At 58.3% G+C, this 16,409-nt stretch carries 10 protein-coding genes and 1 pseudogene; 6 read left to right on the forward strand and 5 right to left on the reverse strand.

Features of this window, described 5'->3' with window-relative positions; genetic code table 11:
- Positions 1-479: 479 nt before the first annotated feature.
- A complete protein-coding gene (locus tag AC24YW_RS32270; protein WP_487486504.1) occupies positions 480-1,055 on the reverse strand; it encodes a hypothetical protein in 576 nt (191 codons plus the stop codon).
- Positions 1,056-1,433: 378 nt separating this feature from the next.
- Between AC24YW_RS32270 and AC24YW_RS32275 the strand changes: the two genes are divergently transcribed.
- The 3 genes from AC24YW_RS32275 (at position 1,434) to AC24YW_RS32285 (ending at position 3,825) form a co-directional block, all read left to right on the forward strand.
- Entirely contained in the window at positions 1,434-1,733 is a 300-nt protein-coding gene (locus AC24YW_RS32275) for a helix-turn-helix domain-containing protein (protein WP_487486505.1), read from the forward strand.
- A gap of 515 nt (positions 1,734-2,248) precedes the next feature.
- A complete protein-coding gene (locus AC24YW_RS32280; protein WP_487486506.1) occupies positions 2,249-2,740 on the forward strand; it encodes a hypothetical protein in 492 nt (163 codons plus the stop codon).
- Positions 2,741-3,324: 584 nt separating this feature from the next.
- Positions 3,325-3,825, forward strand: a complete 501-nt coding sequence (locus AC24YW_RS32285; protein WP_487486507.1) for a hypothetical protein — start codon at positions 3,325-3,327, stop codon at positions 3,823-3,825.
- Here AC24YW_RS32285 and rpoN read toward each other — a convergent pair.
- The 3 genes from rpoN to AC24YW_RS32300 all read right to left on the reverse strand — a co-directional run bounded on the left by rpoN (position 3,786) and on the right by AC24YW_RS32300 (position 9,868).
- Positions 3,786-5,291, reverse strand: coding sequence for an RNA polymerase factor sigma-54 (gene rpoN, locus AC24YW_RS32290; protein WP_487486508.1), 1,506 nt, complete (start codon positions 5,289-5,291; stop codon positions 3,786-3,788). The two genes, AC24YW_RS32285 and rpoN, sit on opposite strands and share 40 nt — an antisense overlap.
- A 2,019-nt stretch (positions 5,292-7,310) precedes the next feature.
- Positions 7,311-8,096, reverse strand: coding sequence for a helix-turn-helix transcriptional regulator (locus tag AC24YW_RS32295; RefSeq protein WP_487486509.1), 786 nt, complete (start codon positions 8,094-8,096; stop codon positions 7,311-7,313).
- A 1,148-nt stretch (positions 8,097-9,244) separates the two neighbouring features.
- Positions 9,245-9,868 (reverse strand): J domain-containing protein, encoded by a 624-nt coding sequence (locus tag AC24YW_RS32300; RefSeq protein ID WP_487486510.1) that lies wholly within the window; start codon positions 9,866-9,868, stop codon positions 9,245-9,247.
- Positions 9,869-11,320: 1,452 nt separating this feature from the next.
- Between AC24YW_RS32300 and AC24YW_RS32305 the strand changes: the two genes are divergently transcribed.
- The 3 genes and pseudogenes from AC24YW_RS32305 to AC24YW_RS32315 form a co-directional block, all read left to right on the forward strand.
- Positions 11,321-12,694, forward strand: a complete 1,374-nt coding sequence (locus AC24YW_RS32305) for a hypothetical protein (protein WP_487486511.1) — start codon at positions 11,321-11,323, stop codon at positions 12,692-12,694.
- A gap of 1,167 nt (positions 12,695-13,861) precedes the next feature.
- On the forward strand, positions 13,862-14,281 hold the full coding sequence (locus tag AC24YW_RS32310; protein WP_271596584.1) for an SET domain-containing protein: 420 nt from the start codon (positions 13,862-13,864) through the stop codon (positions 14,279-14,281).
- A gap of 503 nt (positions 14,282-14,784) precedes the next feature.
- Positions 14,785-15,104, forward strand: a pseudogene (locus AC24YW_RS32315) (IS66 family transposase); the annotation flags it as partial.
- A gap of 201 nt (positions 15,105-15,305) precedes the next feature.
- Here the strand turns inward: AC24YW_RS32315 and AC24YW_RS32320 are convergent.
- Positions 15,306-16,409, reverse strand: a 1,104-nt coding sequence (locus AC24YW_RS32320; RefSeq protein WP_487486512.1) for a Ulp1 family isopeptidase, incomplete at its 5' end; no start/stop codon positions are given.

The following is a 16,409-nucleotide window of genomic DNA, read 5'->3' on the forward strand; positions in this document are numbered from 1 at the left end:
GGTCTCCACAGCCTTCAAGAGCTTTTGTATCGGTGTGCCATGCCGTCTTGTAAGTAACGTCCAGCGCCTTTTCAACCTCTCCTGCGGTGATCACTGCTGGCAACGCGTTGAGCATGTGAGCGGCCTGAATCCATGAAGCCAAGCGGAGCTTAGACCCCTCTAGCGGAGTGCCCACAGTGACCGCGAACTGTTGCCGGCATTCAGAGCAGAGGCAGACAGAGGCCGGGGCGGTGCGACGCATCACCAACCACGCTAATGGCACGGCCTGATGCTTTGCAATGAAGGCATACGGGACCGTTGGGCCACCCAATGCGCTCCAAAGCCGCCCTGCAATCGTCCGCCTGCACGAGAGCTCCGTCGTGTTTTGTCTCGTATATATCTTCCGTAGTGTTGTCAGGCAACCTGGATTCGAACCAAGACAAACAGAGTCAGAGACCGAGTGTCACGAGAGCAAGGCCGACATCTTCGCCTCCCAAGCTCTATGACTTGGCATTGGATGGCATCGCTTTTAGCACAATGGACAGGAGCGCGAACACTATAGCTCCGACAATGGATATGCAGATCGTTGCGAATTTCAACCACGTAAGAGCAGTCGCTCTCTTGGCATCGTCATCGCGGATAGCGCGTCCAGGCTGGAGAAGCATCCGAAGGATGATATCCTCACCCAGGTCGGACAGACCGTAGATGACGCCCGCCATTCCGCAGAACATCGCGAGGGACGACACGAACGACGAGCCGGCTTGCTGCGTAGCCACAACCCAAGACAGCAGGCTGAAAAGGCCCAAGGCAACGGCGAAACCCATATCAAGTAGCAACACACGGTCGCGATACAGATCGAGCGCAGATTTCCCGAGCGCTGTCGGCTGTTTGAGCGCGGCTATCCTGAACTCGTTCAGGTCCTGGGCGCTATATCCGCGCCATCGCCGCTCAGGGACTTTCATCGGGGCGACCGACCGGTCGACCGCCGCCCTGAAGTTATGGTTTGCACCGAAGAAGCCGATCGTCGCTACGCCAGTCACAACCAGGCCGACGATACAAACCGCGCTGAAATCCATCAGACCCCCAGCATAACCTTGCTATCCACGACATGATTAGCCTGCAAGCGGCGCAGAACTTCAGCGATTCTCGCCGGTGTCGCGCAGTATTTCAACAAGCGAAGCCGCTGCCGACATCAACGTTGCCATTCGCGCGCTTCCAGGCGCGTTGACTTGGACAGATTCTCGCAGCAGGTTAACAACCTGTTCGAGACCGTGCTTAGATTAAAGGTGGTTTGAGTATCGATCGTTGATTGCGTCAGACCAGGGAGGCCCATAGCCAGTGGCTTGACGGCTGGCCGAATGCCATGGCTGGGCGCCTGAAACGTCGTGTGCTTGTGGCTAGGAATGTGCGTCTCATCCGCTTAGAACGCAGTCTTTCGCAGGAGAAATTGGCTTATGAGGCTGGGATTGACCGTCTCCTACCTGGCCAGTCTTGAGCGAGAAGCGAAAAATCCAACAATTGACCTTCTGGACCGCATCTCCGGAACGCTGGCTGTCCATTTATCGGAGCTCATTGATCGGCCGCCCGAGCGTACGAGAACTCCCAAGACCATGCCTAAGGGCCTTCAGCCGTTGCGTCGCAGGAAGAGCGCGTGGCCGGTGAATTTGACGCCGGGTCGGCTCGGCCTACGTCTGAGGGGTGGCGCTGCCAGCGAACTTAACGCCGACTGCGCCCCTACCTTCACGAGAGCCTAACATCGTCTCGCTTCAAAAATCGCTGGAGGTAGCCAGCCCGGCGGAGAAACCAAAAGTACCATTGCCATCGGTACCGTGCGCGGTAGCACGGTTTGCCCCAACGATTTGTGAATTTCACGGCCTGTCGCGCGAATACGACATACAAGACAACCACGATGTGCGTACAATCAGAGGATTAGACGTTGGCAGGGGACATCCGATGATTATTCGAATACTTGCCGCGAGTGCGGCTGCATTGCCGTTGGTGAATTGCTCCATCCATCCGCTGCCAGAAGACGTCACAGGTGTAAATACGTATCATATTGCTCGGCAAATCCGCTGTGAAACGCGCGAGGCCGCGTTACAGTTTCTGATCCGACAGCTACGCGGCTTGGCACCGATCATGATGATCAACTCGGCGATCCAATCGCCCGACAAGTACTAGCGGATTACCAAGCGGATCCCGACTCGATTAGCAACTTCAATCCAGATCGATTTCCGGGTCCGAAATATGAACAAGTGCGAATTTTTACCGGGTGATCTACTCGACCGCGATTGCCTACAATTTTGATCTCACCATGAGTGAACAAAATGATCTTGGCACCACCGTGAATCTGTTGGGTCCTTGGGCACGAAAATTGAAACTTGCTGTGTCAGGCGATTTCAACAGGAATCGAACTAACGAGCGTGCCTTCACGATCACCGACACCTTCAGCGAGCTCTTAGTAAGAGTAAATGTGCCTGTTCGAGGTCACCGATACTGCGACGGGCAAATAAAGCAGGCCAACTACGTCTATCCTATCGCCGGCCATATCGGTGTCGATGAACTTGTGAAGACCTTCTTCGAGCTGGTTTATCTTGGGCAGTTGTCTGAAAAGGACGCCGCAGCCGGCGCGATCGGCGCTCCAACCATTGCCGATAAACTTACCTTCACGACGACAATTGACGGATCATCAACGCCCAAGGTCACGTTTACTCCCGTGGCTCAGGCTTCCAACTCGCCGACGCTTCGCTCACTGGTTCGCTAAACCGGACGGACACCCATAAAGTCACTGTGGGCCTTGCTGTAGATAAGGACGTCCTAGCTTATCTACTTCGCTGCGTAGCTACCTCTTCTCCCGAGAACGAAGCGGCGATGCCTCCGTCGTCTCCCCTTCCGTGCGCATGGCAAGGTTGCCGCCCCGCCCTGTCCGCACGCCACGCCTATCGGCGGACGGAGCTACTCTTACTGCGCAGGCTCGTAATTGGGCCGAAGAACTTGCGGCCAGGGCAGTCGACCAACTGAAAAGTCGCGAGCTCCAACTCATTCGCGCTCCATAAGGGATCACCTCCGAATGGCAAAACCAACCTCGAAAGCCCAAAAGCGCGCCCCACCTCGCCCCTCCAGGCGCACAAAGAAGGCAAAAACACTGGTCATCAAGCGACCAAAGACGAAGACCCGAACGCCTAGGGTGGTGGACCCAATTCCGCATGACAAAGATGAAGATCCATTTGGTGATTTGTGATTTCCCCCCGCGCATGCAGACCTAACCCTTTTTAACGCTACTCGAAGGAGCTTCGCGAGATTAGAGCAGCCGCATTCAATCAAGGGAAATTTCCGACCGTAACTTTTGTGAATCTGGCGAAGGCACCCCTTGAGGTCGACCTCAAGAAACTGGTGGCAGCATTAGAAAAGCAATTGGAGCGAGATTTCGCACCCCTATGGGGTTATCCTGCGAAGCTTCAGATTGCCGACAAGCCGAAGCCCGATGAATGGCAAATTGTCTTTCTGGATGATTCTGATGCGGCCGATGCCCTCGGTTATCATGATCTGACCAAGGACGGCCAGCCTGTGTCGAAAGTCTTCGTCAAGAGTACCGTCGCGGCCGGGGAGAAGGTGAGCGTCACCGTGTCCCATGAGTTGCTCGAAATGTTGATCGATCCCGGTGCGCAGATGTGGGCTCAAGGCAGCAACAGCCTATTTTACGCTTACGAAATGTGTGACACGGTGGAGGACGGGACCTCTCAGACGGGAGTCGGCGCGAGCGGCTTCGTTCACTCACCAATCAACAAATGTCGTGCCAAGACGCCCTTTCAGGGAAGTCCAAGGCGTAGCTTGTTGATTCCAAATTGAGGGCTGGGAGTTTCTTCATGGAGGCCAGTTCCTGCCGGTGTTCGACTGTTCATCGTTGACCACTGCTTGTCGCGGCGGCGTTGCACCGAGCAGGGTATGCGCATGGCTTCGCGGTACTTCGCGACCGTGCGGCGGGCAATATCAATGCCCGAGGCGCGCAAGCGTTCCACGATGGTGTCGTCCGAGAGGATCGCGGAGGGCTCCTCCGAATCGATTAGCTGCTTGATGTGGTGACGCACCGCTTCCGCCGAATGCGCCTCGCCGCCGTCGGCCGAGGCGATCGAGGCCGTGAAGAAATATTTCAGCTCGAACGTGCCGCGGTTGGTCGCCATGTATTTGTTGGCGGTGACGCGCGACACCGTGGATTCGTGCATCTGGATGGCGTCGGCGACGGCCTTCAGATTGAGCGGCCGCAAATGTGCAACGCCATGGGTGAAGAACCCGTCCTGCTGGCGCACGATCTCGGTCGCCACTTTCAGGATGGTGCGGGCGCGCTGGTCGAGCGCGCGCACCAGCCAGGTCGCGTTCTGCAACGCATCGGTGAAATAGGACTTGTCGCCGTCCTTGCCGATCTTCTTCGACAGCTCGGAATAATAGGTCTGGTTGACGAGCACGCGCGGCAAGGTGTCGCTGTTGAGCTCGACGTGCCAGCCGCCGTCGGGACCCGGACGGACATAGACGTCGGGCACCATGGTCTGCAGGCCCGCAGAACCGAACTTCATGCCGGGCTTGGGATTGAGGCGGCGGATCTCGCCGATCATGTCGGCGATGTCCTCGTCGTCGACGCCGCAGATCTTGCGCAGCGCCGCGATGTCGCGCTTGGCGAGCAGATCGAGGTGCTCGACCAGCGCCTGCATCGCGGGGTCGTAGCGGTCGAGCTCGCGCAGCTGGTTCGCCAGGCATTCGCTAAGGGAGCGCGCGCAGACGCCGGGCGGATCGAATTTCTGCAGCACGGCGAGGACGTTTTCGACCTCGGCCTGCGACGCGCCGAGACGCTCGGCGGCCTGGCCGAGGTCGGGTGGCAGATAGCCGGCCTCGTCGACGAGGTCGATCAGGTACTGGCCGATCATGCGTTGCGCGGGCCCGGTGAAGGCGACCGAGAGCTGCTCGGCGAGATGGTCCGACAAGGTTGTCTCGGCCGCGACAAAAGCTTCGAGATTGTAGTCTTCGTCACCGGAGGCGCCGCCGCCCCATTCGGTATAGGTGGTCGGCGCGGCATCCTGGGCGTTGCGCGCCGCGGCCTCGGCCAGCTGTTCGCCGCTGACCTGATCGACTTCAGTCGGGGCTTCGGCGCCAGCTACATGGTCATTGGCTCGCTCGAGCAGCGGGTTTCGCTCGAGCTCCTCCTCCACGAAGGTCATGAGGTCGAGATTGGACAATTGCAGCAGCTTGATCGCCTGCATCAGCTGCGGCGTCATGACCAGCGACTGCGACTGCCGGAACTCTAATCTCTGCGTGAGCGCCATGAAGCAAGAACCTTTCCTGAAGTTGGCCCGCGTTTTGCTCATCTAGTCAGGAGCTGATCCACGCGTATTTGATGTCGCGCAAAAGTAGATGCGAGTTGAGATATTTAATGAAGGCAGCCAACAGCTGGACACCGAAACACTTGCGGAACTCCTTCGTTAAGTTCCGTTGTTCGTGAGACTAGAGAACTAGAGATTAGGAGGTGGCACTTTGACCCGAGGACATGAACCAACAGGACAGTTTCACTGTGGCGACACTCGGATGAAGGACTGGGCAGCCTGCGGCAGTTTCGGTGACTTCTGAGAGTAGCCGCGATCCCATCCCGTAGGACTACCGGCAAAAAGGTGCGCTGGATCGGTGCCTGCCCGCCACTCTGATAGCCCATCAACAAAGAGCCTTGCTGCACGCTCGGAATTGGCGCGAACTTTGAAGCCAACGTGGAAGAACGTTGCCCAAACGGATTGGCGCTAAGGCTGGCAGTCAAAACAGTTGAGGTGGCGGGTTGAACTGGCCGCGAGATCGGCCCTGCGCCAAAAGAGATTGCGAGGTTATCGTCGCGTTCGGCTGCCTAAAGCCCGGCGCTTGTTAGCGCAGCGCCTGCCCCATGTGCGTCGAGAACAAGTCCCTTCCCCAAGTTGCTGAGGCCTCGGCGGAAGATCGAACAGCGGGCACTATTGTGCCTGCGCTTCGGCTTATCCTGGCGAAGGTCCCAACTATTCGCGATGTCGCTTCTGGGCCTCTCACGCATCCGAATCTGGGAAGATTACCTTCTTCCCTCAAACTGGCCGGCGTGACCGGGACGATCTTGTCGGTTTGTCGAGAGCCTGCGCGAGTTGCTTCGCTTGCAGCGGACTGCGGACAATCACATGGGGCGAAAGGCGTGCGCACGCGCGTAGACCGCCATGCTGTTGCCTATGACGTCGAGCACCACCTCATCGCTGGCCAGCAGAGTCTTGCCAGCCCTTGACGCACTCCGTGTCATATCAGTGCTGCCGGCGGAGCCTGCCGCCACCCCAAACATCCCTCCAAAGCTTCGGTAGATGCCGAGTCCAATCACTCGTCTCATCTGCATCTGAGCTGCGGCGAGACGAAAAGTGCGAGTTGGCGCTCTTGCTACAACACAGTGAGTCGCAGAGGTGGCCAGCTCCCAACTCGAACTCCCGGCTCATTGCCTGTATCGCCGTACCCACGATCCGTGCTCCTGCTGCCCCTGTGCCGATGGTAGTACCATACACCACGCTATAGAACACCGCAGCGGAACGTTGGCACCGGCAGATCTCATACCGGTCACTAACAGCATTGAGCAGCCGCACGAAGAGTTCAAGCGACGGATCAAGATCAAGACCGTTTGCCATCAGCGGCCGCCACGGCGATATTGTCCTGGCCTGCTCACCTCCTGCCAGATCAAGCATGCGGCAAGGTCGATGACTGGAGAACCCTTACCACAATGCCTAGATTGACCTCGCTGCACGAGCAGGTGGATTCACGTTGATGGAAATCGCGCCACAATTGTAAGACGGCGCTGCCCCCGCGGTGAAACGCACGGCTTCAGCGACCATGGCTTCGTCCACCGGCAAGCCGCTGCCATAGGGCGAACCATTGCCTCGGCGGATCGGATCAGGCAGCGGCACCTCGAATGCCTGATCGATAACGCCGGGAGGCTGGCGCGGCCTCGATCGCCTCGGGACGGTTGCTGGAGAGAATGAAGATGATGTCGGCGTCTTCCGCCGTCTCGTTGAGCCGCCTGTTTAGCAACACTAGATCGCTTGAGAGGCGGATCGAGAGTCTGGCGCAACGAGACTTGCATGCAACGACGACGCCCCAAGTCCACACCGGGCGCTGTTGAGGGACACCGCATACGCGCGCCTGATGCGCTTGCGTGCCCAGCTATCTGTTTTGAGCCGCTTCTGTTGAAGTACATCGTTGAAGCCACTTGAGATCGGTTGTCCCGATCCGCGGCAATAACAGAAGAGCCCGCCCGAAGACGGAGCCTTTGATCGTGCCTTTAAACGGGGGCGGAGTTAAATGAGGCGGCGTTGGGTTGCTTTGTGTACAGCATTTGTCCGGTTCGCCGCCCCTAGCTTTCTGACGACGTTCTTCATGTGAAAGTTGACGGTATTCTCGCTGACCTTCACAATTCTCCCGATTACCCATGCTGACTTTCCTTCTGCGACCCAGTATAGGCACTCCATTTCTCGCTTTGTTAGCGGAATGTCTGTCTCGCAATCTTCATCAAGCGGCTGTGTAATCTGCGCGACAGCGTTGTGAAATGCCGACGCCAATGTCGTGAGATGAGCCATGCGATCCCGTGGATCGGCATCGTCGAAGGGAGAGGCAAACGATACGAAAGCCAATCGGCCTTGCGATCCAAACAACGGCACGCTTATGCCATGCTTAAGACCTGCTTCTCTGGCCTCGCGTAAGACGCGCAGCTCACGGGGCTGCAGTTCATATCGACGGGTTAGTTCATCCCAAAGAAAGGGCCTTGGCAGCATTGCTGTCCGCCGGACTACCGGGTCGATCGCTCGATACTCTTGCTCAGCATAGCGTTGGCACCAATCAGACGGGAAGTTTATAGTTGGCGGCGGCGGCAGATAGTCCAGCAGACGACGCTCATTCGAGCAGGTGAGTGCTCCGTACGCGACTTTGTCAAAGCCTTCATTGCCCGCGCAATTCACAAGAAGATCGAACAGCGCTTTGATTGATCTGGTCTGTGTAGCACATTCGACGAAGCTGAATAGGTCTGGCCCGCGGCTTTCCCGTCTGATTGAGGAGAGTGGCATTGCGCCGTGCGATTGGTCATCCATTTCTGTTTCCCATTTACTTCTACAGATGTTGGCTCTGCTTCTTGCAGCTGGACGCGCGCGCGAAGGAAAGCGCCGGGCCCGAAACGTTTGACACGGTCCCGGCCCGCACCGATCAGATAGGTGGAGCAAACCGCTGCGCGCCGCCCGCAGGTTGAGCCAACGCGGAGCTGTCTTCGTTCGTTGCCGCCGGTCCGGTTGCTGTCCGAGCTGCCGAATCGTCGCGTCCGTATCCAGACTCTCGAAAGAATGGCTGGCAATTGATGCTGCAGCGGTTGCGGCGGACAAGGTCAGCACTTCTCGTAAGAACATAGCAACGTCTCGAGCGCCGACGTAAAGAAGTGCGCTCGGCACGGAACTCTTCGCGCAGCTCGGCACACCTCAGGTCACGGACCGGTGCAGCCCCTCTCAGGCGCTTGCGCATGTTGGGCCGCCACTCGCGGACATTGACGACCAGCTGCTTGATAAGGACGACAGCGTGCATGCGATCCTCAGGACTTCCAAGAACCAGCATGGTGGGCACAGCAATTCTCGTACCACTTTCCGATCTGGCAAAATGCCCCTCAAGAGAGAGGCACTCAGGAGAAAGACGGTCTCATCTGAGGTGTTTTCGAGCGGATGCGACATACGTCAAACACGCGACAACGTCTCAGGCGCGACATCGAATCGATATAGATTAAGAGCGTGATTAAAGGCCGGTTGCCTCACCTGCATCGACGCGGAGCGCGGATGAGCGCTGCCTGTGAGTGCGGCCCTAAGGCGCAAGCCAAATCGAGTGAGGGCCTTTCCATCCTTGAAATCGAACAGCGGGGCAGCAGTTTAGTCTTGCGGGGTCTTTGAGCAGCCGAGGACCGACTTTCAGCAGTTTCGCCGTGGCGCGCCTTCGAACCGCCCCCTTCGGCGTCGCGAGGACTTGCCCCCTCCTTGCAACGCCGAGGAGCGAGCAAATGAAAGAGGAAAGAATCACGGAAGGCTCGTCGTGGATTGATCCGGAGCGCGCTGTTGATAAAGACTCCGGCTAACGTGGCGGAGATGCTGCGCCTCTCAGCCTAGCGCGGGGGTCTGAAGCGGATTACACGCCAGCTCGGATGCAGCCTTCACACGATGAAGGGCTAGTAGCGGCCGGTGGGGTGAAGCCGTTCAAGTCGGCCCTAGCTCTCGCGCACCACGGTCTTCAGGTAATGGTAGGCCTTGATGATCTCGACCAGGCGATCCTGCGTAGATCGGTCGCCGCCATTGGCATCGGGATGGTGCTGCTTGACCATCGCCTTGTACTTCGCTTTGATATCGCCGAGCGTCGCGTTGGCATTCAGGCCCATCACCTGCAACGCTTTCCGCTCGGCATTTAAAATCTTGCGCGCCTCAGGCTTGGCCTCCGCGCGAGGGCGGGCACCGGCGCGTCCGTTCAGCTCGAGTTGCGTGCAGAAGCCATGCCAGTCGTCCTCGAAATCGGCCGCGCTGCCGGCCATTTTGCGGGCGCTGATGTTCTCGCCCATCTTCCAGGTCGGACGATGGCCGGTCAGCGCGTCGTTCTGGTAGCGCGCGACCGCTTCCGCGTCCATCCCCGAGAAGAAATTGTAGGACTCATTGTATTCGCGAACATGGGCGATGCAGAAGTGCCAATATTCGCGCGCATTGTCGCGGCCCTTGGGCGCGGGATGGGTAGCCTTGTTTTGGCAACCAGGCCATTCACATAGCACCGCGGTCTGGTGCTCCCGCGCTTCCTTCTTGTTGATGCGAATGGAGTCGAAGATCTTTGAGGTGTCGATCAGCATGACTGGCTCCGTTAGCGGAGCGGCAGTTAACAGCGCCGCTTGTATGCTAGAGAATTCGTTTGGACAGCAAGTTGGATCTGTCTCGGCCTTTGCGTCTAGTTAGTGGCATGATGTTGTAGGGAGTTCTTAGCAATCGACGTGCCAGGGCTGGCAGCTTGGTTCAGGCAAGCATCTCTTTGCGATTCAGATCGACTCAACTGCAATTTGCTGTCGGGTTCTGCACATAGAGGTCTTGAACGGGACCGGGTGAATACGAAGAATGCGGAAGCTGCGCAGGAATCTCGGTGATAACGCGCTCAGAGAGGCAGCGTATCCAGGCGGATGGCAAGCCTGCGAGAACTTCTTCAAGGAGCCGATACGGCCCCAGCGAGACGATCAACATCCTGCCCTTAGGTCAGCCGTGACCGGTTGATCATGCACTGCTACAAATTCTCCGCACATAGCGCGTGATCTGTTCGTCCGGGCCGGACGGAATTGCACGCATTCCAGAGACGCCGGCGAGCTGAAGCCGCCACGGATGTCGCGCCGGGCCGTGCGGCACAGCTATCGCCCAGCGCGCAACAGCGCAAAGGGATATCGGCGCGATCGAGGTTGCCAAGCCTAAGGTGAGGACCGGCGCGCGAGCGGCTCGCGTTGGATCGGCTTCACCTCGATGATTTTGCCAGTCTGAGCGCGGCGAACTAGGAGCCTCGATCCTCTGCTGCCCGCCCTTAGCTGCGCGCTATGTCGACAGGCGATCCAGGAGGCGCTCTCGGTCCTGCTGGAGGGGATGCACCGAACCTTCGATGATTTCGGGCCTGAATGACCAATCGCAGGTTGAATACGAGCGCCGGCAGCAAAGACCGTCAACATGCTCAAGGACATCGCGAACTGGTTTGGAGTGGCAAGAAGGCTATGCAGGATCTCAATGGCGCCAAGCCGGGGCGGTCGCGGAGCATGCACTTGATACCTTCGCCGAAAGCCGCGCTAAACATGCGCGTGACCTTAATTGCCGGACAAGGATGCCCAATCTAGAGCCCATTGGCTTTCTATGACTTTCCCGCCGAGCACCAGAGCCAGCTGAGAACTGCAATCCAACGAGAGCATCCGCCCGCGGTGCAGCACACGAGCCTGCGAGCCAAGGAAGCGTTGTCGCCACAAGCCGTAAGATTGATGGTGCAAGCTGATGGGGGGCGTCGAAACGCTGCGTTGACTGAAGAACCACGATCAGTTGCCGAGATCGTCGCGGCGTCAGAGTGCCGACGCGATTGTGCTCGTCCCGAAGACGCAAAGCCATGCCGCCTGCTCGGTTCCGTCACGAGTCGTGGTCAAGAGCGGCGAAATGATTGATCTGAGATCGCAATCCGTAAGTCTCTAAACGCGTCAGCTTTTCGACAGCTGATCTCAATAGAACGAGAGAGAGCGTCACTATCGGCTCGGCATTGCGAATCGACTCAAACACCTGGAGTTGACATGGACCCATTTAACACCATCAACCCATTCGACCGTGACCACGCCGCAGTGTCACAACCGCAAGAGCAGCAAGCGGAGTTTCAGCCGTACTTGGATGAAGTGCCGCAGCTTGATGCCCCTGCCGTTGCGGAGATTCCTGCTTCTTCAGATCCCTACTATTTTCCTCTGTCTGAGGAAGAGCGTAGCCTTATCGAGGCTTTGGATCTTGGGCACCAGGCGGCCTACGGTCCTCAGCCTGAAGACGCCGTCACCAGACACCTCGGGGACACCGCTGCCTGGCACAGCGCGCCGCGGGAAGCTTGGACTTGGCCGAAAGAGCTACCTGCGGAAGGTCACGATCAGAACCCGCTGCGAGGCATGATGGGCGAACCCGCCCTGACATCGGCTCTCCCAACCGTGCGCGATCACCAGGGACCGGATCGCGGAAAAGCCGTTCGCCAGTTCAACTGGAGCGACGGCTACCAACCGGCTCGGAACGAGCTGACCGGGAGCGCTCCCTCTTCAAGTCACGACGTCCTCACGGGTGAGGATTACACCGGGGAGTTGAGGCCTACGAAGAGGCAAAGAACACTAAGCCATACGGAAGGGGATGCTATCGAACGCCAGGTGAGCGAGCCCGGCAGTTCAGTCGTTCGCGAACCGATGGAAGACGCCGGCGCACCGTTTCAGGCCAGCGATCGGCTCGTCCTTCCTCAAGGCTACGATCAGGATCTGCTGTGGGCGATGGTGGGAAACGCCGGCCCATCGGCGTCTCTCGAGCCAACCGAGGGTCATCACCACGGCCTGGGCTCAGAACCGGCCGTCATTCCCTTCAATTTCCGGCAGGGCGACCAGCACGCGTCCGCTGCGCTTGACCGTAGCAACGTCCCGCCGAGCCAGGACAGCCGACCCAACAGTTTTATCGTTCACAATGACCGCTACACGGCGCTGTTCGTGCCCGCGGCAACGATAAGGCGAAGCACCCCACTCAATCCGTCAGGCGCTGCCATTCCTCAATTTCGACTGGAAAACGCTCCGCAGCCCAGCGCGCAACCAGCGAACCGAGCCTCATCATCGCGGCTTGGACGGTCGATCGAGCAAGCCGCTCCGCCGTCCTCCTCCAGGGCTGAGGGGACGTCCCCCGCGCCCCGCGAAATTTATGCTGCATCATTCGCCGTTCCCAAGAATTTTTCGCACGGCGACCAACCAGCCCCGGACACAATGCTCTCGAAGCTCCGCCGCTGGGGCCAGGTGCCGAACGAGGCGCAGCCGGCAATAAACTACGACATTCGCGGCGAACGTTACACCGCCCTCTTGGGGCCTGGAGGCCCCAATGACGTTCGGCTCATCCATGACACAAGCAATGTAGATGCCGAGAGACAATCCCCAGGCTAAGAATTAGGAACCCGACCACATAGCTCCGGTATTAGACTTGCTAAGCTAGCGTAGCTTGCTCCAGCGAGCTTGGCGCGGTTCCGGGGGCCGGGTGAGCGCTACCCGCCCGATTAACTTGCGCGCATCATCGCTGTGCGGCTCCTCGTTGAGCCGCACAACGATCTTCTTTGATCCTCCGAACGCCAAAGCGAAGAACACCTACGGTGTTATCGCCGTTGCGCTTTACAGCATTGCCATTGATTGGGGCCGCGGCCCCAAGACAGGAAAGCATCGTCGGAGTAAAGAGGCTGCTTCCTGCCCCCATCGAACACGCGTCGGCTGAGCTTAGCTGGCTGCAGATGGGTGTGGTCGTCCATCAGTCCCAGATGCACATCCTGGTCGTGGCGTTCCGCAGAAAGCTCCTCTGGCCAACGAGGCGCTGCCCAGCACCTCGTCGATCCGCCTCGAGCCTTTCAGTACATATCTCAGGGGTCAGCAATGGTCCGGGATACCGTGCGCGATCTTCATCGCTTAGCGTGTTCCGTCACACAGTGCTATCTCGACGCTGCTGCCAACGCCCTTGTTCTGGTTATACTATTGACATGTGCACTCAACGTCCCCGCGGAAAGCCGGTCAGCAATGCCGTTTCCATTTCTCGGGGTAGATGGTCGCTGAAACCTGTAAGAGCAATGCATAGACCGTGCCGTATCTGTCGCTACTCCAGTTTTGGACGCTTTGATGAGAGCCGCGTCCTTCGGGACGACGGTTCGGTTCAGCGTGGGCTGCCTTGGGCACTACTCTGCCCATCGAAGACGACGACCTGAGATGACCTCTCGCCTCAAGGAGTTTGAGCGCCGGATGAAGCTCATCAAGCAGCAGCGACCTCTGTCCGGCTGATAGAAAGTAAGCGTATCGCCGCGCTGATAGGCTTACCGGTCACGATCGCGCGACATGAACTCGCCGCCTTGATCGACGCGGATCTTTGCTCGCAATCCCACTGACTTGCAGCCCCCTTCCAGCACCGCCAAGATGGCGGTACCGCGAAAGGCGATCCGCCAGCGGCTGCCGCAACGAATGCGAAAAAATCCAATTTGGGACGGAGGCGCGATTAGACGACCCTACCGATTTGTGCAGGAGATTTCGGGGCTCAAGTCAGTTAGTTTGCTGCGTGTTAGGGAGACTTCTTCAATGTTGATTATCGAAACTGTTTTAAAGCCAGACCAGTTTGGCGGTATTGGACTTTTCTCCGCTGCCCTTTTGCCCAAAGGTTCGCTGATTTGGATTCATAACCCAATCGTTGACATCGCGGTGACGCCTGAGCAGTACGAAGCTTTAGCTCCAACATTTCGAGCTCTACTCGATAAGCATGCCTATCCAAGAGACTACAAGTCTAATGATGGTGTTATAGAGTACAATGCTGACAATGCCCGCTTCATGAACCACAGCAGTCAGCCAAACACATATCAGGACGATCATTGCCGAATTTTAACCGCACGAGACGTACAACCTGGTGAAGAACTGACTTGCAATTACTTGTTTTTCGATCCGACGTGTGACTTATCGTGGGCTAAAGAACCATCGGTGAATGTTGATGCCCCAACGGGCTAGGCGGCAGTGGATTGAATTCGCGGCCTGACGACTTGATTCGGCGGCGAAATTTACGGAAGAGTTTCGCCGAACTAATTGCAGCCATCGACCGACCCAGCTTTTTGCGGCTGCCTCCTCGAGCCTGAAGGATATTGCGAGCGCAGCCTTGTTCGACATCCCTGGCGCACGGAGTGCGGTGGCCCGCGGCCGGAACGTGCCTTCGATGACGTAGCCGCGACGTGGAGTTCCCAACATCTGTAGAGCTTACCCTAGGCAAGATCTCCGCAGATGCCCCTGATCTCGCACTTACTTCAGAATCTGACGACGCTCGATCAGTTCCCAATCTCTTGCTGAGATGGCGCAGGAGCTGAGCCTGATAAGTATCATTAGCATGCGCTGATTGCGCAACGTCAGAGTCGCAGATGTGCTGCTCACAAACGCACTTGATGAGATCGCTTGCGGCTCGAGCTTTGCCCCTCGATTTACGTCCGCGCGTAGCGCAGACAAAAACGCAAGCCGCTTCTCGAGACATGCACGCCTGGTTGTTGCGCGAGCGCGAAACCCTCCCGCGCTCCCTCCGACGTCCTGAAGCCTATGAACTACATGCCCAGGCGCTGGGACGACTTCGCCCGCTTCCTCGACGATGGCAAGATCTGCTTGACCAATGCGCTGAGCGCGCATTGAGAGGCAGGGAAGGCAAAACTAGACCTTCGCTGGTAGCGAGCGTGGCGCCGACCGTGCCGCCATCATGCTGACAATGATCACGACCCGTCACCCCAACGACGTTGATCCCAAAGGCTGGCTCCGCAAGGTCCTGGCCGCGATCGCCGATCGTCCCGCGTCCGACAAGCCCGCCGGGTCAGCACGCCACTGACCTTCACCCGGCCGATCATAGAGCTCGCTGTGCCCGCGCGCATGCGTCAATCAGGCGGTCTTCGTCGTGCGTACTCAGCTCCTCACGTGAGACACTATGATGGTCTGCAAACACACAGATTGCGAATCTTCGATCAGCCAGAACAGCATTTCACTCGGTCGCGCAACCTGTTCAGTTGAAGTCGACATCAGCGCCTAGTCGATCCCGCAGATCCTGCCGACTGATGACAAGATTGTTGAGGTTCAGGTCCGGTCGTCTTGCTGCCAATCGCCTAACCAGTTCCCGGGTGCCGTCCACGACAAAGACGCCGCAGTCGTAACCGTTCTGCTGCTGTCTTATCGGGGCCTGTTGCACGTAAGCGTCGAGCCGTCCTGCGATCTCCGCTGCGGGCCTGTCATTGTATCCCTGGGTGGAGTCATAGTGATAGGCGACCGGCCGGCCACGATCGCGACGATCAACCAGCAGCAGCGACCAGTGACTGCCGCGCTGATGTCTATCCGTAGCGCTGGCATCGCTTACCGGCAAGAATAGGAAGTCGGCTGTATCATGGCGAACCCACCCTAATGCTCGTTCGGCGACTTCCTTGGAGGGAGATCGCAACATTTGGGCTATCAGGGGATCCACGAACCGCGTCCGGGCGGCGAGATCTGGATTGTTCTGCTGCAACTCCTGCGCCAGGAGCTGATAGTCCCACTGGATATGCTTGTCACCCAGCCACTGCGTGGGCCCCAACACGGGTCCGCTGCGGTGGCCGGAAGAGGCAACGGTAGCCAGGGGGGCGATCTGAGCAGGCGGGACAGGAGACGGGCGAGGATGATCGATGAATTGCGCACCGGAGCGTCCTCGCGGTCCCAATGTGATCGAGTAGGTCTCACCGCTGATGGGGACTTGGGTTGGGCCGCTGAACTTGGCCGGCAGGACCCCGATGTTGTTCAGAACATCGAGTAATAAATCCGACACCGGCTGGGAGCCATCCTGCCGATCCTCGTGGATTCGGTATCCGATGTGCTCAAGCTCTTGAAGTACGCCCGACCGCCCGACGAAGAACGTGGGTTCACCGGCAGGGCTGAGCACCTGCGCTGACTGAGCATCGTCTCGCATCTGCTGCGGTGTGTACGGCAGATCAACGAAAGAGTCGAGACCGCGGTAGATGTCGGACGACTGAGCTGGCGCGTCTGATGGTTCGGTGAAGAGCGGCGGTCTGGCACCAGCCCCCTCCATCGGCGCTGACTGAGCATCATCTCGCATCTGCTGCGGTGTGTACGGAAGATCAAC

This window comes from Bradyrhizobium sp. USDA3516 (assembly GCF_057651995.1).